The sequence below is a fragment of the uncultured Sphingomonas sp. genome, assembly GCF_937859915.1.
Classification (GTDB): Bacteria; Pseudomonadota; Alphaproteobacteria; order Sphingomonadales; family Sphingomonadaceae; genus Solisphingomonas.
On sequence record NZ_CALMAW010000033.1, the window covers coordinates 79,231 to 97,224 of the forward strand.

The 17,994-nt window shown below is 65.9% G+C and carries 14 protein-coding genes; 9 read left to right on the forward strand and 5 right to left on the reverse strand.

What is annotated here, in order from left to right; genetic code table 11:
* Positions 1-8: 8 nt before the first annotated feature.
* Entirely contained in the window at positions 9-1,085 is a 1,077-nt protein-coding gene (locus Q0326_RS05210) for a nitronate monooxygenase (RefSeq protein WP_298687867.1), read from the reverse strand.
* A 207-nt stretch (positions 1,086-1,292) separates the two neighbouring features.
* Between Q0326_RS05210 and Q0326_RS05215 the strand changes: the two genes are divergently transcribed.
* The 3 genes from Q0326_RS05215 (at position 1,293) to Q0326_RS05225 (ending at position 4,772) form a co-directional block, all read left to right on the forward strand.
* Positions 1,293-2,573, forward strand: coding sequence for a hypothetical protein (locus Q0326_RS05215; protein ID WP_298687834.1), 1,281 nt, complete (start codon positions 1,293-1,295; stop codon positions 2,571-2,573).
* Positions 2,574-2,660: 87 nt separating this feature from the next.
* Positions 2,661-3,572, forward strand: coding sequence for a polyphosphate kinase 2 (gene ppk2 / locus Q0326_RS05220; protein WP_298687836.1), 912 nt, complete (start codon positions 2,661-2,663; stop codon positions 3,570-3,572).
* 285 nt (positions 3,573-3,857) lie between these two features.
* Positions 3,858-4,772: an alcohol dehydrogenase catalytic domain-containing protein gene (locus Q0326_RS05225; RefSeq protein ID WP_298687837.1), complete on the forward strand. Its 915-nt coding sequence runs from the start codon at positions 3,858-3,860 to the stop codon at positions 4,770-4,772.
* Between the two features lie 167 nt (positions 4,773-4,939).
* Here the strand turns inward: Q0326_RS05225 and Q0326_RS05230 are convergent, their stop codons facing one another.
* From Q0326_RS05230 to Q0326_RS05240, 3 genes are all read right to left on the reverse strand, one after another.
* On the reverse strand, positions 4,940-6,163 hold the full coding sequence (locus tag Q0326_RS05230; protein WP_298687839.1) for an MFS transporter: 1,224 nt from the start codon (positions 6,161-6,163) through the stop codon (positions 4,940-4,942).
* 70 nt (positions 6,164-6,233) lie between these two features.
* The gene (locus Q0326_RS05235) at positions 6,234-7,067 is read right to left on the reverse strand and encodes an alpha/beta hydrolase (protein ID WP_298687841.1); all 834 of its coding nucleotides are present in this window, start codon (positions 7,065-7,067) and stop codon (positions 6,234-6,236) included.
* A complete protein-coding gene (locus tag Q0326_RS05240; protein WP_298687843.1) occupies positions 7,064-8,170 on the reverse strand; it encodes an aldo/keto reductase in 1,107 nt (368 codons plus the stop codon). Before Q0326_RS05240 ends, Q0326_RS05235 begins: the two co-directional genes overlap by 4 nt.
* Positions 8,171-8,575: 405 nt before the next feature.
* Between Q0326_RS05240 and Q0326_RS05245 the strand changes: the two genes are divergently transcribed.
* From Q0326_RS05245 to Q0326_RS05260, 4 genes are all read left to right on the forward strand, one after another.
* Entirely contained in the window at positions 8,576-9,904 is a 1,329-nt protein-coding gene (locus Q0326_RS05245) for an NtaA/DmoA family FMN-dependent monooxygenase (RefSeq protein WP_298687845.1), read from the forward strand.
* A 7-nt stretch (positions 9,905-9,911) separates the two neighbouring features.
* Positions 9,912-11,438: an MFS transporter gene (locus tag Q0326_RS05250; protein ID WP_298687848.1), complete on the forward strand. Its 1,527-nt coding sequence runs from the start codon at positions 9,912-9,914 to the stop codon at positions 11,436-11,438.
* Positions 11,439-11,577: 139 nt separating this feature from the next.
* Entirely contained in the window at positions 11,578-12,984 is a 1,407-nt protein-coding gene (locus Q0326_RS05255) for an MFS transporter (RefSeq protein WP_298687850.1), read from the forward strand.
* The gene (locus Q0326_RS05260; protein ID WP_298687852.1) at positions 12,981-13,811 is read left to right on the forward strand and encodes an alpha/beta hydrolase; all 831 of its coding nucleotides are present in this window, start codon (positions 12,981-12,983) and stop codon (positions 13,809-13,811) included. The genes Q0326_RS05255 and Q0326_RS05260 overlap by 4 nt, the downstream gene beginning before the upstream one ends.
* Here Q0326_RS05260 and Q0326_RS05265 read toward each other — a convergent pair.
* Positions 13,808-14,974, reverse strand: coding sequence for an FAD-dependent oxidoreductase (locus Q0326_RS05265; RefSeq protein ID WP_363303723.1), 1,167 nt, complete (start codon positions 14,972-14,974; stop codon positions 13,808-13,810). The genes Q0326_RS05260 and Q0326_RS05265 overlap by 4 nt on opposite strands.
* 141 nt (positions 14,975-15,115) lie before the next feature.
* Between Q0326_RS05265 and Q0326_RS05270 the strand changes: the two genes are divergently transcribed.
* Both Q0326_RS05270 and Q0326_RS05275 read left to right on the forward strand, forming a co-directional pair.
* Positions 15,116-16,129: a hypothetical protein gene (locus tag Q0326_RS05270; protein ID WP_298687854.1), complete on the forward strand. Its 1,014-nt coding sequence runs from the start codon at positions 15,116-15,118 to the stop codon at positions 16,127-16,129.
* 330 nt (positions 16,130-16,459) lie between these two features.
* On the forward strand, positions 16,460-17,994 hold a 1,535-nt coding region (locus Q0326_RS05275; RefSeq protein ID WP_298687856.1), incomplete at its 3' end, for a TonB-dependent receptor.

A 17,994-nucleotide genomic window follows, 5' to 3' on the forward strand; every position in this document is an offset into this window, starting at 1 on the left:
GCCTGCCGCTACACAGGCCGCCGCGATCCGGTGCGGCAGCGAGCGAGTTCATCCTGCAGCGTCCGGACCAGATCGGCAGCCGGCATCGCGCGGGCAAGCGGGGCGCCCTGGCCGGCCCATTGCGCGCCGAAGCCATGCTCGCCGCATGCCTTGGCGGCGGCATGCAGCGCCTTTCCGGCATCGTAGGCGATGGGATAATCGGGGGGCAGCCGGTCTTCGAAGTGGTCGTGCAGCGCCGTGAAGCGGTTGGGCAATGCGCGGGCCGGGCGGCCGGAAATGCGCCGTGTCAGCGTCGTGTGATACGCGCGGGGGCCGGCCAGCGCGGTCCGATAGGCATCGTCGGCGGCGGATTCCGGGCAGGCGATGAAGGCGGTGCCGAGTTGTGCGGCAGCCGCCCCCAGATCGAGCGCGGCCGCGATGCCGGCGCCATCCATGATCCCGCCCGCCGCAACGATCGGTAGCGTCGATTGGCGCACCAGTAGTCGCGTCAGCGCGATCGTACCGAGCGCGTCGTCGCGCGCATCGGGGTCGAACATGCCGCGATGGCCGCCCGCCTCGATGCCCTGCGCCACGATCGCATCGATCCCCGCGGCCTCGATCGCGTCGGCTTCCGCTAGGCTGGTGGCGGTCGCCATCAGATAGATGCCGCGCAGGCGCAGCGCGGCCAGCACGTCAGCCGGCGGCAGTCCGAAGTGGAAGCTGACGACCGGTGGCGCCCGATCGAGCAGCATCGCGAGCATCTCGGGATCGTCGGCGAAGCTCGGGTAGATGCTCCTCAATGTCTTTGGCGGCACCGCGCCGAACTCGGCGAATAGCGGCGCAAGCCATTCAAGCCATGCTGCTTCCCGAACCGGGTCCGCCCGCGGACGATCATGTACGAAGAGGTTGACGTTGAACGGGCGGTCGGTGCGGGCACGCAAAGTTTCGATCATCGTGCGCGCGCCGCTCGCATCGGTGGCGCCGACTCCGATCGACCCCAATCCTCCCGCTTCGCAAACCGCTGCCGCCAGTTCGGGGGTCGACACGCCCGCCATCGGCGCCTGGATCAACGGCACGGCGAGCGTGAACCGATCGGTGAAGGACATGTCGCGGCCCAGATAATGGACGATGGTGGGCTTATGCGCGCTGCGACGCATGATGGAAACCAAAGCGGCAAGGCGAAGGCGGATAGCCGTGTCGGCTATCGCGACGGATCGGCACGACGTCGTCGCGTGGCGGATTTTCCGCCTATACGGCAGATGTAACTCTGTAAATTAAGCTGTAAAAATAGACACGTATAACGATTATCCGAAATGCTGCGTTCGCTTAGAAAGGCTAAGGCTTCGCTCAAAAACCATGATACATCCTCACGAATGGTTGAAAAGATACGGCCCGTTGCAGAGGCAAGGTTTGAAAACGACGAGGCCGTCGCAGCCGGATCCCGGGGTGGATCGGTCGTTTTTCTGTTTCTTGGCGAGCTTTTCCTGATTCCGCATCTTCTCCCGATAGCCTTGGCCTTGGCTCGGCGCGTCGCGCCCCCGCGCATCACGCTTCTTGTCATCACCAGCATTCACGAGGAGATCGTCAGCGACGCCCTGGCCTATCTTGGCATCAAAAATGTCGAGATCCGCCGGGCGCGCGGCTTTCGCGCGATGCCGTCGGGATGCCGCGAGACGCCCGATCTTCCCCACAAAATCTGGCTGTTGGCGCTGAACCTCCTCAAAATATTGCGCTACGACGTTGCCGTCGTGGCCGAACGGACGAGCTTGTGGGTGCCGCGCCTGTTCTCGTCCGGAACCGCGTTCGTTTACAACGAACATGGCGCGGGTCCCCATGCGAACTTCGCTGCCAAGCGCAACCGCTACGCAACCCGGATCCTGATGCCGGGGATCGGGATGGCGGCGCGCGTTCACGAGGCGGGGCACCGCGATGCGCCGATCGAAATCGTTGGGTATATCAAGCGAGACTATATGCGTGAGCTCGCAGCGTGCGCCGCGCCATTGCCGTTCGACGAAGCTCGGCCCACCGTCGTCTATGTCCCGCACTGGCTCGCGCATAAATCGAGCTGGTGGGAGATGGGCGAACAGATCCTGTCTTATTTTGCCCGATCGACATCCTACAACCTCGTGCTGGCGCCTCATATTCGCCTCATCGAGAAGGATCCCGATTTCGACCGCAAGGTGCGGCCCTATCTCGATTGCGCGAACATCCACGTCGATTCGACGTCGTTCAAGCTTGTGGACCAGTCCTACACCAATGCGGCCGATATCTATCTTGGCGATGGATCAAGCCAGGCGGTGGAATATGCCGAACACCCACGTCCCATCGTCTTTCTCAACCCCCACGGAATCGACTGGCGGAGCGACCTGCGCTTTGGGCATTGGGTGATGGGCGATGTCGTCGACCATATCGACCATCTCGATGCGACCCTAGGCAGGGCGCTCGCCCGCTTCCCAAGCTTCTCCGCTATTCAAACGGGATATGTGGCGCATATGATGGGAAGCGACGATCGCAAGTCGAGCAAACGGGCCGCGGATGTAGTCCACGCTGTGTTGGGCGGAAGGGTGGTGCATGGGGTGCGGCGCCCACTGTGAGGACCCGGCGCCGTGCTACTCCGTGAAAAAGCTTGTCGCCGCCTGCGACGTCACCGGACCGACATCTTGGCCGTCTAGGCTGCTCGCATGACGACAGACATGACCGAATTCGACCGGATCCGCGACGAGCTGGTGGACAGTTTCGACGAGGAACTGGAGATGGATCTCGACGAGAGCCGCCTCGATGCGATCGCGGATGATCACCCCGCGCATGACGGGGCCGCCAACTTTGATCGCCGGTCCTATTTTCGGGAGCTGTTCAAGCTCCAGCACGAGCTCGTCCGCCTGCAGGACTGGGTCCAGCAGAAGGGGCTCAAGGTCGTCGTCCTGTTCGAGGGACGCGATTCAGCGGGCAAGGGCGGGGCGATCAAGCGGATCACCCAGCGTCTCAATCCGCGCGTCTGCCGTGTCGCCGCGCTGCCCGCGCCCAATGAGCGCGAGCGCACCCAATGGTATTTCCAGCGCTATGCCGCGCATCTCCCGGCTGCCGGCGAGATCGTGCTGTTCGACCGCAGCTGGTACAATCGGGCGGGCGTCGAGCGCGTCATGGGCTTCTGCTCCGCAGACGAGGCGGAGGAATTTTACCGCTCGGTGCCCGAGTTCGAGCGCATGCTGATCCGATCCGGCATCATCCTGGTGAAATATTGGTTCTCGATCACCGATGACGAGCAGCAGTTCCGCTTCGCGATGCGGATCCGCGATCCTCTCAAACAGTGGAAGCTCTCGCCGATGGACGTTGAATCCCGGCGGCGCTGGGAAGATTATACCCGCGCCAAGGAGGTCATGCTCGAGCGTACGCATATCCCCGAGGCGCCGTGGTGGGTCGTCGAGGCCGTCGACAAGCGCCGCGCGCGGCTCAACTGCATCAGCCATCTGCTCGCGCAAATTCCGTATGGCGACGTCGAGCATCCGCCGGTGGTGCTCCCGCCGCGGACCCGGCATGACGATTATGAGCGTCATCCCGTCCCCGCGGAGATGTATGTGCCCGCGGTCTACTGACTGCGGCCAAGATCCCTCGGCCTAGAGAGCTGATTAAATCGGGCGCCAGGCGCGGCGTCGAAGCGCACTTGGCCTATCCGCGCTGCGGGGACAGGCGATGCGGCGCCTAGGCGCGCGGACGCAGGCGCGCATCTCTGTCCGGAGACGGAATGGCGGCGGGGATGCGATCAGCGGCAGCCCCGGCGCGCGCGACGAGAGGCATCCGAGTCCATGAAATCGCTCGCTTACGACAGGAACGGCGAGCCGTGGGATGAGCTGCGGCTCGTCGAGCGTCCGCAGCCGCGGATGGACGGCGGGATGGTGCTCGTCAGGCTGGAGGCGACGCCGGTTCACATCGCGGATCTGAAGGCGATCCGCGGAGAACTGCCGTTCGTGCCGCCGGGCCCCGGGGTGCCGGGGTTCGAAGGCGTCGGCCGGATCATCGATTGCGCGCACGACGTGACCGGCTGGGCGCCGGGCGACCGTGTCATCCTGCCGATGGCCTATGGCGCGTGGAGCGAGGTGCTGGCCATCCGATCCGGCGATCTCTGGCGCGCGCCGGAGGGGCTGCGCCCGGAACAGCTCGCGCTGGTGCGGATCAACCTGTCGACCGCCTACCTGCTGCTACATGCCTACGCCCGGCTCGAACGGGGTGACTGGATCGTTCAGAACGCCGCCAATTCGAACGTCGCCCACTATGTCGCACAGCTTGCCGCCAGCGCCGGGATCAATGTCATCGACGTCGTTCGGCGGCCCGAACTGGTCGCGCCGCTCGAAGGGGCAGGGCGCAGGCTTGTCCTCGTCGACGGCGCCGATATTGCCGCGAGGATCGTGCGGATCGCCGGGAGTCGACCATGCCTCGCGCTCGACGCGATCGGCGGGACCGCGACGACAAGGCTCGGTGCCTGCGTCGCCGACGATGGCTGTGTGCTGGCCTATGGTTTCCTCGCGGAACAGCCTTATGCGCTTGCCTATGCGGACGTCATGTTCCGGAACGTGCGGCTGCAGGGCATGATGACGGACCGCGCGATGGACCGGATCGGGGCAGGCGGCCGCGCCACGATGGTGGCCGTGCTGCAATCGGTGATGGCGTCCGGCGTGCTGGATGCCGAGATAGCGGGGATCTATGCGTTTGAGGAGATACAGGCGGCACTGCGGCACGCCGCCGGGATCGACGGGAGGCGTGCGGGCAAGGTGATCCCCGTGCCCGACAAGGCCTGATACGGCGGGACGACGGGACGTCGTACCTGAGGCGCCGCCCGTCGCGATGCCGCATCCGAATTGATGCCGGTCAACCGCAGCGTGTCACGCAACAGCCAGAGCAGCGGCGTGTCGGATCGACGTCGACAGCCGCGGACCGCCCATCCACCACGAGTGTGTAGCGCATCTCAAGCGCCGGACGATGCCGGCGGGCGCGGATAGCGGCCAAGCGCCAGCAAGGACAGACCACCGGCGAGCAGCGCGACGGCCGCGAGATAGAGGGCGGTGGCATAGCTGCCCGTCGTGTCGAAGGAGCGGGCGAAGGAGACGGCGCCCGCGCCCGCCGCCAGCGAAAAGCTCGCCCATTGCCATGCATAGATTTGGCCGTAATGGCGCAGTCCGAAATAGCGCGCGCACAGGAACGAGATCAGATCGAACTCGGCTCCTCCGGCCAGTCCGATCAGCCCGGCGGCGATCGCGGGCGCCTTGTGCTGCGCCAGCAGCAGGCAGGCGATGGCCGGAAGCGACAACAAGACGGCGCCGACTGCCGGCGCCCAGATCCGATCGAGCAGATATCCGGCGACGAGACGGCCCAGGATGACGTTGAGTCCAAGCAGGCTCGCATACAGTGCGGCGTGCGCGATGCCCTGATCGATCAACAGCGGCACGAGATTGGGTATCGCGCCCCCGATCCCGAAGGAGATCGCGGCGAAGGCCAGGATCAGCAGCCAGAACCGATAGCCGCGCAGCGCGGTACCGAAGGACAGGCCGTCGACCGATTGCCCGGAGGTCCGCACCTGTCCGTCATATCCGCGTTTGCCGTGGAAGAGGAACCAGACCGTGGGCATGCCGATCAGCACGATCGCCGCGGCGATCGCGAGATAGGCGATCCGCCACCCCTGCGACGCGATCAGCATCCCGATCAGCGGCGGCGCCGCGAACGCCGTGACGCCGGTGCCGGCGAGCGCGATGCCGAGCGCCGTGCCCCGCGCCTGCACGAACCATTCGGCGATCCCGCGCGACCATGTCAGCGGGGTCGTGCCGATGCCCAGCACCGCGAGCAGAAACCAGCTGGCATGCCAAAGCGTCGGGCTGCCGTTCTGCGCAGCCAGCAGGCAGAAGCCGGCGGCAAGGCCCAGCTGGCTTGTCAGTGCCACGCGGCGGACACCGATCCGATCGATCAGCCATCCCGCCAGCCCGGCCACGCACACGGTGCCCAGCATGCTGAAAATGATGCCGGACTGAACGAGCGCGCGCGGCCAATGGAAGGCCTGCGACAGCGGCTGCGCAAAGACACCGAGCGTATAGAAGGGCAGCGCGCTCAGGCCCAGGCCGACGCCGACCAGCGCCGCGACGATGATCCGCCCGCCACCAGCACGACATTCCGCCAGAAATCCGTCTGCTCCGGTCATCGTCTCGATCCTTCGTAGGACAGCGGATGGCGGCCTGGCGGCGCGACCGGTCGCGGCGCGCATCGGCCCATCATGCGGTGGCGAGAAAGGTCAGGATCGCGGCCGCGACATCGGCCGGCGGCGCCATCGCCTCGCCGGTGTCGCGGATCAGGACAAGGTCGCCGTCGGGAAGCAGCGCTGCGGCGCGGCGCGATGCTTCGGCCAGTGTGTCCGCGGCGGCCGACACGCACAATGTCGGCTGTCGCACTGCCGGTAGCCGCGCCGCCATCGGGTAGCCGAACACCGCGCGATAGCCGAGCGGGAAACCGCCAAGGCCCTTGAGCACCTCGAGCACCCAGCCATGGAGATCGCGCGGCGACGGCAGGCCCGCCCGTCGCGCCGCCTGCGCGGAATGCTCATACCAAGGCCAGAACAGGATTTGGTCGCGACAGAAATTGTGCGCCAGGATGAGGTGGACGCCGTTGATATCCGGCTCGATGACCGGCGCATAATGCGCCTTCAAGTCTTCGGCTTCGGCTTCGGCATACATCGGCACGCCATCCAGGATCACGCGACGCACCAGATCCGGCACCGTGGCGGCAATCTCGACGGCGAGGCATGCGCCGGTATGCGACCCGTACAGATCGACCTGCCCGTAGCCGAGGCCGCGAACGAGATCGACGACATCGGCGGCATAGTCCGCGATCGTCGGCGCGGATCCGGGGTGAGGATCGCTGTCGCCGGTGCCGGCGAGGTCGGGCGCAACCACCGTCTTGCCGGTGAGCGCCGCGATGATCGGTTCGATTTGCCGCGCCGAGCCGGGAAGATGATGCAGCGCGACGATCGGCACGCCGGCGCCGTCTCTATAGCGATAGTGGATCTGCCGCTCGCCGAGGTCGAAGAAGCGCCGGCGGACGCGTATCACGACAGGCCCAGCAGGCTGCGGGTCCGCGGATCGGGGACCATGCGGAGCAGCCAGTCGGGATAGCGGGTGGGCTGCATCGTCAACGCATCGAGCGTCGCGACTTCGTCGTCGGTCAGGCACATGTCGGCCGATTTCAGATTGTCGTCGAGCTGCTCTTCCCGACTGATTCCGAAGATGATCGAGGTGACGAACGGCTTGGCGAGCAGCCAGCCGATCGCGACATGCCCCGGCGTGCAACCGCGCGCGGCGGCGATCTCGACCATCGCGTCGATCACGTCATAGCCGCGTTCGAGATCGACCGGCGGCTGCGCGAAGGTGGAACGGCGTGCGCCGGCCGGATTGGGATCGGCGCGGGTATATTTGCCGGTCAGAAATCCGCCGGCGAGAGGGCTCCAGACCAGCATCCCGAGCCCGGCCGCTTGCGCGAAGGGAACAAGCTCGGTCTCGATGTCGCGCCCGACGAGCGAATAATAGAGCTGCATCGCCACGATCGGCGAACAGCCATGCTGCTTCTGCAGCCCAAGCAACGTCGCTGCCATCCAGGCCGGCCAGTTCGACACCGCGAGATAACGTATCTTCCCGCTCGCGATCAGTGCCTCGCACGCGCGCATCGTCTCCCCGAGCGGCGTCAAGGGATCGATGCTGTGCAGGTGATAAACGTCGATCCAGTCCGTGCCCAGCCGGCGAAGGCTGGCCTCGACCGCCTCCAGGATATGCCGCCGCGACAGCCCGGCTTCGGTCGGCGCAGTGCCGACGCGCAGACCGCATTTGCTGGTGAGCACGATGTCCGTGCGCTTCTTGCCGAGCGCATGGCCGAGCAGCAGCTCCGACTGGCCGCCGACATAGGCGTCCGACGTATCGAACAGCGTGATGCCCGCGTCGATCGCCCGTGCGACGAGTCGATCGGCCTGCGCCTGGCCAAGATTCTTGCGCAGCCCCGGCAGTGTCTCGCCGACCCCAAGCGAGCCGGCGCCGAACGCCAAGCGCGATACGATCAGCCCGCTGTGTCCCAGCCTCGCATATTGCATGATCGCATCCCCTGTCGTGTGCGGCACGCGCGCCCCGGCCGGATCATGATCGATGCGATCTGGTTCGCGAGGCATTTTGCCGAACTCGACCGCTGGTCGGATAGTTCTGATTTCGAACGACAATGGCGGTCCGAACCCAGCTTCTGCCACGCAAGGGCGATGGGCGAACAGCGAATGCCGGGGACGATCCTCTGCTCGTCGCGCCGATGAACGGTCCGTCCTACAAGATGCGGTCTGCCCCCTCCTGTCGCCGCTTGGCGTACCGTGCCGTCATGGCCGCGGGCGGCACCATGGTGCCCGGCTCACGGCCCGGCGATCATGGCCTCGCCTACGGATTGCGGAACTGGGTTCGGCACGATCGGCCGCGCTTTTGCCCGCCTCTCGGTCAATCTTGGGAATCAGGCTTCGTCGGTCCGAACCGGCCTGCATCCTCGAACCGATCGTCGCGCAACGGTGGCGGTGATCGACCAGGGGGCATTCATGGCGCAATCCGAGCTTATTCACCTCGTCGCTGATCTGTCGCTGATCCATACCCTGGGCAAATGGCGCTATCCGGGATCTTGGAACAGCTATGCGCCCTACGGATCCCCGGATCTCTACCTCGACCTTGCGCGCCTGCTCGAACATGGCCGCTTCGACGGCGCCTTCTTCGCGGATGTCGCCGGTACGCCGCTGTTCAACGGCGCGCCCGACGACACGGTGGAATGGGGTGTCGCCTGGCCGCGCCACGATCCCCTGCCGATGGCGATCGCGATGGCGGGCGTGACCAAGCATCTCGGCTTCGTCACCACCATGTCGATGACCTATCATCATCCGTTCAATGTCGCGCGGCTCTTCGCCAGCGTCGATCACGTCACCCGCGGCCGCATCGCCTATAATGCCGTCGTCTCCGGCTTTCCGCAGGAAGCCCAGAATTTCGGCTACGACACCACGCCGGATCATGAATGGCGCTACCGCCGCGCCGAGGAATTTCTCGAGGTGCTCGACAAGCTGTACGGTTCGGTCGATCCCGATGCCATGCTGTGGGATCGCGAGACCGGGCGCGTCGCGGATCCCACCAAGGTGCGCCGGATCGACCACGTGGGCGAGCATTTCAAGGTGATGGGGCCGCTGCCCTGCGCGCCCTCACCGCAGGGGCGTCCCGTCCAGATCCAGGCCGGCGCCTCGGCCTCGGGCATGAAGCTCGCCGGGCGCTATGCCGATCTGCAATTCGCCATCCCCTACGACATTCCCAAGATGGCCGCGCATCGCCAGAAGCTCGACGACGCGGCGATTGCGGCCGGCCGCACCCCGCGCGACGTCGGCGTGCTCTGGTCCGCGCGCTTCGATGTCGTATCCGGTCCGGAAGAGGCGCGACACAATCGCGCGATGCTGCTGCAATCCATCCCCGAACAGATGGGTATGGTGTTCCTGAGCCAATGGTGGGGCGTCGACGGCTATCGTCTCGATCCGCAGCGGACCGTCCACGACACCGTCGCCGAGATCAAGGAGCTCGGGGTCGGCCCCAATTGGAGCTACATCGACGATGCCGTCCGCAATTCGGACGATAAGACGACGATCGCGGAATATTCTCAGCAATGGCTGACGTCCGACGATGGCTGGACGGGCACACCGACGGAGATCGTCGACAAGATGGAAGAAGCCCATTTCGGCTCGGGCGCCAATGGCGGCTTCATGGTCGTCCCGAAAACCGGCGTGCCGGGCGGCTTCGCGCGCTTCGTCCATGAGGTCGTCCCGGTCCTCCAGTATCGGGGGCTGATGCGCAAAGAATATGCCGGCCCCACGATGCGCGAAAACCTCCTGGTCTGACGGACACATGCCGATCAACGCCGCCGCGATCACCCCCGAGCAGACCGCGCCTATCCCCGCCGCGATGAGCCGTCGCGACGTGAATTTCGCGATGGCGGGGCTGACGCTCTCGCTGTTCGTCGCTGGTCTGTCGAACCTCGTCGTGCTCACCGCGATGCCACGCATCGTGGCCGAGCTTCATGGCGGGCAGGCCTCCTACACGTGGATCGTCACCTCTTCGATGCTGGCGATCACGGTCTGCACCCCGTTTTGGGGCCGCATGTCGGACATGCTGGATAAAAAGCGGCTGCTGCAGCTGTGCGTGGCGGGCTATGTCGTCTCGTCGATGATCGCAGGCTTCGCCGGTGCGACATGGGTGATCATCGTCTGTCGTATCGGGATCGGCGTCTGCGCGGCGGGCATCATCGTGTTCATGCAGGCGATCGCCGCGCAGATCACCACCCCGCGACACCGCGCGCGCTGGATCGGCTACCGGAGCGCGGCGATGTCCGTCGCGACCGTCGGCGCACCGACGCTGGGCGGGGTGCTTGCGCAGCATCTCGGCTGGCGGGCCTGCTTCTTCGTCGGCGTGCCGCCCGCGATCGTCGCGATCCTGATGACCCAGTTCACGCTCCGTCTGCCGCCGCCCGTCGCGCAGGGCAGTCGACGGATCGATTGGCCGGGCGCGCTGCTCGTGTCCGGCGGGCTTGTCACGCTGATGCTGTGGGTATCGCTCGTCGGGCCGGATCGGGGCTGGGGGTCGCTGCCAGCGGGTCTGACGCTTGCGGCGGCATTGGTGGCGCTCACGGCCGGTATCCTGGTCGAACTGCGACACCCCGCCGCGATGCTGCCGCTCGAGCTGCTGCGCGACCGACCGGTGCTGCTGTGCACGATCGCGGCGGCCGGCACGGGCTTCGCCTATTTCGGGTCGGCCGTCTTCCTCGCGATCTACCTCCAGATCGGGCGGGGATACAGCCCGCAGACCGCCGGTCTCATGGCGCTTCCCGAAGCGGTCGCCACGGTTGGCGCGGCGCTGCTCGCCGCTCGGTTCATCTCGGGCCGCGGCCGCTACAAGGCGGTCCTGATCGTCGGCGGCGCGATGATCTGTGCAGGCTTCGGTTTGCTCGTCTCGATCGGGACCGGCACGTCGCTGCTGTTCATCGGGCTGTGCGTCGCGCTGATCGGCGGGGGGCTCGGCGTGGTCGCGGAAAATCTGGTGCTGATCGTGCAGACGGTCGTGAGCCGGAGCAAGGCGGGATCTGCCGGCGCGCTGGTCGCCTTCTGCCGCGTGACCGGCGGTGTCACCTGCGTCGCGGCGCTGGGCACGATATTGTCCGCGCATGTCGCGTACCGACTGCGCGGTAGCGGCCTCGCCTTCGATCCGCACGCCGTGCCGAAGCTCGCGGCGCTGCCCTTTGCGGAGCGTGTCCTAGTCGAATCGGCGTATGCGGACGGCATCGCACGCGTCTATCTCGCCTGCTTCCTCGTGGCGCTGATCTTGCTCGTCAGCCTGTGCCTTTTGCCCGCGCGCAGCATCGACGAGGAAATCGACTGAACGGGCGCTTGCTTATCCGACTGCCGGACAGTTCCGGCGAACGGCATAGCCGCACGCGACAAATGTCGCAGCTTCGCACTCGCAGCAAATACGCGCACCGGCCTTCCAGGAGCGCGGTACCATGAAGGACATCCGCCGCATGCCGGAACGAGATACGCGCGTCCTGTCCTTCTCCACGCTGGCCCGGTACGGCATCGGCCAGACCGGGGCGCAGGTTTTTCGTGACACGCCGGCGGCGCTGCTGCCGATCTTCATGACCACGCTGCTGGGCGTCGAGCCGTGGATGGCGGGTATCGCCGTGATCATACCGAAGCTGTGGCTGATCATCTTCGATCCCCTGGTGGGAATATGGTCCGATCGGGTCAAGGAGCGTGTCGGGCGCGGTCCGTTCCTGATCATCGGCGCGCTGCTGACCAACATCGGCTTCATCTGCCTGTTCTCGCTGTCGGGCTTCACGAATCCGGTGGCCGCCGCCGCTGCGGTAAGCGCGATCTTCCTGCTCGCCTCGTGCGGCTTCAGCGCCTTTTCGGTGCCCTATCTGGCGATCGCGTCGGAACTGTCGAGCGACGCGCAGCAGCGCTCCAGGATCATCGCATCGCGGGTGACGTTCGCGATCCTTGGGGTGATTATCGGCGTCGGGCTCGCGCAGCCGATGATCGCGCTGTTCGGCGGCGGTTCGCATGGCTGGCGCATGATGGCCGCGATCTTCTCGGTCGTCTGCCTCGTGACAATGCTCGTGACGGCGCTGACCGTGCCCCGCCTGATCGACCGGACGCCGACCCCGGCGCAGCAGGGCGGGCTGTTCAGCCAGCTGTTCGAGGCGTTCCAGCACCGCGACTTCCGGTGGCTGACGATCACCTATCTGCTGCAATGCGTCGGCCAGGCATCGGGCTATACCGTCATCGGGTTCGTATTCTTCTACAATGTCGGCAATGTGAACCTCATCCTCCCGTTCGTTCTGATCATGTCGGTCGGCAGCGTGATCAGCCAGCCGATCTGGCTCGCGCTGGCGCGGCGTTTCGGCAACCCCGCCTGCTTCACCGCTTCCAATATCGGCTGGATCCTGCTGACCATTTCCGCCTTCACGATCAGCCCCGGCACCGACGTCCTGACGACCCTGCCTCTGCTCGGGCCGCTTTCCACGCAGCAGGTGATTCTGCTCGCGCGCGGCTTGCCGCTCGCTTTCTTCAACTCGGGATTCCTGCTGTTCGTGCTGTCGATGTTGACCGATACGATCGACCGGATCCGGCGGCGCAGCGGTCAGGTCAACGAGGGCGTGTTCTCCGGCATCTTTTCGGCAACCGAAAAGCTGTCGTTCGCGATCGCACCGCTGATCGGCGGCGTGGTGATGAGCTTGTGCGGGTTCGTCGCCTCCACCGGCGGCGCACAGGCGCAGAGCCAGGAGGCGATGACGGGCATCCTCATGCTGTACTCGCTGATCCCGGCGGGAATCCTCACGCTCAGCGCGCTCGCCTTCACCGGCTATCTCGCCGCGGTCCGCCGCGAAACGATGGCGGGCGCCGCCGTGGCGAGTCTGCCGGCATGACGGGCGCCCGCCCCGGGCGCGATTCCGAGGCAATGCGGCCGGTCCGCAACCGCTATGTCGATGTGCAGGCGGGCCAGGTGCACCTCCGCGAGATCGCGGGTGCCGGCGCGCCCATTCTGTTGCTGCACCAGACGGCGTCGTCGTCGGCCTGCTACCTGCCGTTGATGCGGGCATTGACGCTGCCCAATCGCCTGATTGCGATCGATACGCCGGGCTTCGGCGGCTCCTTCGATCCCGCTGGCGCACCGTCGATCGAAGATTATGCCGCGGTGATGCTCGACGTGCTGGACCAGCTCCAGGCGGGCCCGGTCCACGTCTTCGGCCACCATACCGGGGCCACGCTCGCGCTGGCGCTCGCCGCACAGGCGCCGGAGCGCGTGCGGTCCGTGATGCTGGCCGGCCCCGTCTTGATGACCGCTGCAGAGCGCGCCGCATTCGCCGCGCATTACAACCAGCCGATCGCGCCGCGCCGCGACGGGAAGCATCTGCAGACGAACTGGGATTATGCCGCCCGCTTCAATCCGGATTGCAGCGTGGAACTGCTCCATGACGAGGTCGTGGCGATGCTGCGCGCCTGGCGCGGTCGCCCGCAGGCGTACAGCGCCGTCGCCCGATACGACGAAGCGGCGACCGCCCGTGGCGTGACCCACCCGGTGCTGCTGCTCACCTCTCCCGACGATTTCTTCCATGTGCATTTCGATCGCGCCACGGCCTTGTTCCCGAATGCGCATGTTGCCGTCACCGCGGGGGGCAATTTCCAGCCGACCGCCGATCCGGCCGGCGTTGCCAGGGCCGTCGAGCACTTCGTGGCGGACCTGCCCGGCTAAAGCGGCACCGTCGATGGATCATAGTCGAAGAGCGAGCGATCGAAAAAGGGCGCCGTGCCCACCGTGCGCTCCACCCCGATCCGCGCGAACGCGTCGCCCTGATCGGCAGACATGCGCTGGATCAGCGCGGCCCGCGGCGCTCGGCCCGTCTCGTACCGGCGGAAGGCATCCGCGCGGGGATAGGCGGACAGCGATCGCGCCAATATCACCGCGTCCTCGATCGCCAGTCCGGCGCCCAGCCCCAGGAAGGGGAGCACGGGATGCACGGCGTCACCGAGCAACGCGACGCGGCCGCGCGTCCATCCTCTCGCTGGGGCGCGATCGAACAGCGCCCATGTGAACAGCGCGCCCTCCGCTGCCGCGGCGACGATCGCGCGTGCGTCGGGATGCGCGGTGGCGAAGTGGGCGGCGAGTTCCGCCGGGTCGCCGGGGATGCTCCACCCCTCTTCGCCCCAGCCCTCGGAGCGCACGATCGCGACGCAATTGACCAATCGCCCCTTGCCGATCGTGTAGCAGGTGAGGGTGGCGTCGGCGCCGCACGTGATCGTCACCGCTCGTCCCCGCAGCAACGGTACGGCGATCTCGGCGGGCAACATGAACCGCCAGGCGACATAGCCGGTGAAGCGCGGTGTCTCGTCGCCGATGACATAGCGGCGGACCCGCGACTTTATGCCATCGGCGCCCAGCAACAGATCGCTCTCGATCCGGCTGCCGTCGGCGAGGATCGCGGCGACGGCGCGGTCGCCCTCGTCCACGTCGACGACGCGGGCGCCGAACCGCATCTGACAGCTGCCGTCCCGCGGCAGCGCATCGACCAGCAATGCATGGAGATCGGAGCGCAGGAGCCGGCGGGTCTGGCCGAGATGCCTATGATCGATATCGGGGGGCGCCATCGCGGCGCCGCTCGCCCAGTCGAGGATCACCGGCGGAAAGGACATCTCCGCCTTCTGTTCGAACGCCGCCTCGAGCCCGAGAAATCGAAGCCCGGCCCGCGCGCTGGGCGCGATCGTGAGGCCGGCTCCACTGGCCGCAAAGGCTGGCGCCTGTTCGCACAGCGTCACCGTCCAGCCGTCGCGGAGCATGGCCAAAGCGACCGATATCCCGGCGATCCCCCCGCCAACGATCGTGACACGACCCATTCCACCGTCTCCCGCCTTCGCCATCGGCGAAGACTGTTCCCGTATCCCGTCCCGCGGCCATCGTCGGCACGCCGGTGGCCGACAGGCGGAGAGTGCGGCGGCGGCCTTTTACGCGCGGTATGCAGGGCGCGAAGCTGCGCGGAAGAGCGAACGGAGGAGGTCGGGTTGAGCGGCATCGAGGAAGTCATCCTGAGCGTGTTCGACGTTGACCGCGCCTGCGCGCCGCTGGTCGCGCTCGGAGGCTATCGCCGCGTCGATCTGCCCGACGCATCGGCAAGCCAGGCTGCGGCATGGCAGGTGCCGGCGGGCTGCGCGCGGATCGAACAGGTCCTGCTCGTGCCGCCCGGCGGCACGCGCGGCGCCTTGCGCGTCGTCTGCTTCCATGGGCTGGAACGCACGCTGATCCGGCCCAGCCAACGGACATGGGACACCGGCGGCATCTTCGATCTCGATATCTTTTCCAGGGATGTGCGATCGACCTACCGGCGGCTGCAGCAGGAGTATGGCTGGACCGCGTTCGGCGAGCCCGTCGACTATGTGATGGGCGAATTCGACGTGACGCAGGTCGTCGCGATCGGCCCGGACGGGCTCGTGCTCGCCATCATCGAGCCGCACACGCCGCCGTCCTTCGCGCTGCCGCCGTTCGAGGCGATGTCCCGTATCTTCAACTCGACGCAGATGGTGCGGAGCATCGACGCCGCCCTGGCTTTCTACTGCGGAACGCTCGGCTGGAAGGCCATGGTCGACATGACGATCGACGATGCCGTGGAGCCGGGCGCCGACGTCTTGGGCGTACCGATGCCGGCTGCGCGAACCTGCGCACGGCGTGTCGCCATCGTGCATCCCGAAGGTGTGAACGACGGCTCGATCGAACTCATCGAGATCGCCGGGTTCGAAGGACGGGATTATGCGGACCGTGCCGTCGCGCCGAATGTCGGCCTGTTGACGCTCCGGCTGTCGGTCTCGGCGATCCGCGCCTATGCGCAGGAGATTGCCGATCGCGGGGCGATATTCCATTCCCCCCTCGGCCTGGTCGAAACCGCGCCCTACGGCCCTGTCCTGTCCTTTTCGGTACGCGCGCCCGACGGTGCGATCCTGGATTTTCACGAACCGGCGTCGCGCGATGCCGAGATGAAGAGGGGCGGCGTCCTATCGACCGACGTTCCGCCTGTCGGATAGTCGCGACCTTTAGTGACGATAGGAATGATCGCCTATCGGATAGAAAACACATATTCGCAACGCGAAGACCTGCAAGCAACGCACGGGCATTCCGCAAATAACCGAAGAGCGAATAGCCGCCGCCTACCGATTGCGCCCGTCTATTGCTGCATCGCACCCTAACCGTCCAGGCAAAAGCCGGTAAGGGGGATCATGATGAGCAGGTCAAGGCTTCTATTTCTCGTCTCCACCGTGTCACTCTCCTGCTTATCGATGACACCCGTTCAGGCACAGGATGCGGCTCCCGCACCGGCGGGGCAGACATCGCCCACGGCGAACGGCGACATCGTCGTGACAGCTCAGCGCCGCGAACAGAATCTGGAAAAAACGCCGGTCGCCATAAGTGCCTTCACCGGCGCGATGATGCAGGAGCGGGCGATGGTGCGCGTCGAGAACATCGCCGCCAGCACGCCGGGTCTTCTCATTACCCCGGTCAGCGCGTCCCCCAACGCCATCACGATCAGCATGCGCGGCGCGCTCGAGCAGAATGGCGGCACGATCACGTCCGAGTCCCCGGTCGCGCTCTATATCGACGACGTCTACCAATCCCGCCTCAGCGCGGCGAATTACGATCTTGCCGATATTGTCCGGGTCGAGGTGCTGCGCGGTCCCCAGGGCACGCTTTACGGGCGCAACTCGATGACCGGCGCGATCAAGCTGATCACGCGCCAGCCGGATGGCAAGACCTGGCTGAACACCGACATCAGCTATGGCAGCTATCAGGAGTCGCGGGCCAAGGTGAGCATCGGCTCGTCGATCGCCAGTCACCTCGCGGTCGCCGCCTCGGGATTCTACGACGATCGCAACGAAGGCTGGCAGTATGACGAAGTGCTCGACAAGAAAGTCGGCCGCTATCGCAAATATGGTGGCCAGGTCGCGCTGGGTATCATCGATGTACCCAATCTCGAAGCGGTCATCACCGGCCGCTACGGCGCCAGCCTGACCGACGGCCTTTATTATGTGCCGCTCGATCTGGCGACCGGCAAGTCGGCCTCGAACAGCTTCTACGACACGCGATCGCCCCGCGACGCGATCGGGGACACGCGCCAAAAGAGCCTGTCGGCAAAGATCGGCTACGATCTCGGGGGCGTGACGCTGCGCTCGATTACCGCCTATGAACATTTGAACGACATCTGGGCGCTGGACTTTTCCGGTGGCTATCTAAGCCCCTTCACCAATACGACGATCCCCGGCTTCTTTCGCAGCAGCGCCGGTACCCAGCACCAGTTTACGGAAGAACTCCAGGCGTTGGGCAAGGGGTTCGACAATAAGCTCAACTGGATCGTCGGCGCATTTTATTACAATGAGCATGCCCAGCAGAGCTTTCTGAACGACGATCTCGAAGCGTTCGGTCTCAGCTACCTGCCCTCCACCTTCGCGACCCGCTCCAAGAGCCTCGCCTTTTATGCGCAGGCCGATTACAAGCTGCTCGACAATCTGACCTTCTCGGCGGGCATCCGCCATTCGCACGACAGCAAATATTTCGACGGCACCTCGCCCAATGCGCCGGGCCCCAACGCGCTGCTGCTGCCGAGCGACACGAAGACCAAAGCGAGCGTCTGGACGCCCCGCTTCAATCTTCAATATGATATCAGCAGCGACGCGATGATCTACGGCACGGTCGCCAAAGGCTATCGTGCCGGTGGCTTCAATTCGCTCGTGATCGCCGACCCGGCCAATTTCGGCTCGCCGTACAAGCCCGAAAAGGTCTGGTCGTACGAAGGCGGGATCAAGCTCCAGGGTTTCAACCGCAAGGGCCACATCAACATCGCCGTAACTGCTCACCTGGTTGGCAGAAAAGTGTTGCGAGAGGCGCTCGGATTTGA

What these genes read in the sequence shown, in the direction of transcription:
- Q0326_RS05255 (WP_298687850.1), top strand. Translation starts at nt 11,578, where the DNA reads ATGCCGGAACGAGATACGCGCGTCCTGTCCTTCTCCACGCTGGCCCGG.
- Q0326_RS05230 (WP_298687839.1), bottom strand. Translation starts at nt 6,163, where the DNA reads ATGACCGGAGCAGACGGATTTCTGGCGGAATGTCGTGCTGGTGGCGGG.
- Q0326_RS05240 (WP_298687843.1), bottom strand. Translation starts at nt 8,170, where the DNA reads ATGCCTCGCGAACCAGATCGCATCGATCATGATCCGGCCGGGGCGCGC.
- Q0326_RS05225 (WP_298687837.1), top strand. Translation starts at nt 3,858, where the DNA reads ATGGACGGCGGGATGGTGCTCGTCAGGCTGGAGGCGACGCCGGTTCAC.
- Q0326_RS05260 (WP_298687852.1), top strand. Translation starts at nt 12,981, where the DNA reads ATGACGGGCGCCCGCCCCGGGCGCGATTCCGAGGCAATGCGGCCGGTC.
- Q0326_RS05250 (WP_298687848.1), top strand. Translation starts at nt 9,912, where the DNA reads ATGCCGATCAACGCCGCCGCGATCACCCCCGAGCAGACCGCGCCTATC.
- Q0326_RS05265 (WP_363303723.1), bottom strand. Translation starts at nt 14,974, where the DNA reads ATGGCGAAGGCGGGAGACGGTGGAATGGGTCGTGTCACGATCGTTGGC.
- Q0326_RS05215 (WP_298687834.1), top strand. Translation starts at nt 1,293, where the DNA reads ATGCTGCGTTCGCTTAGAAAGGCTAAGGCTTCGCTCAAAAACCATGAT.
- ppk2 (WP_298687836.1), top strand. Translation starts at nt 2,661, where the DNA reads ATGACGACAGACATGACCGAATTCGACCGGATCCGCGACGAGCTGGTG.
- Q0326_RS05245 (WP_298687845.1), top strand. Translation starts at nt 8,576, where the DNA reads ATGGCGCAATCCGAGCTTATTCACCTCGTCGCTGATCTGTCGCTGATC.
- Q0326_RS05210 (WP_298687867.1), bottom strand. Translation starts at nt 1,085, where the DNA reads ATGTCCTTCACCGATCGGTTCACGCTCGCCGTGCCGTTGATCCAGGCG.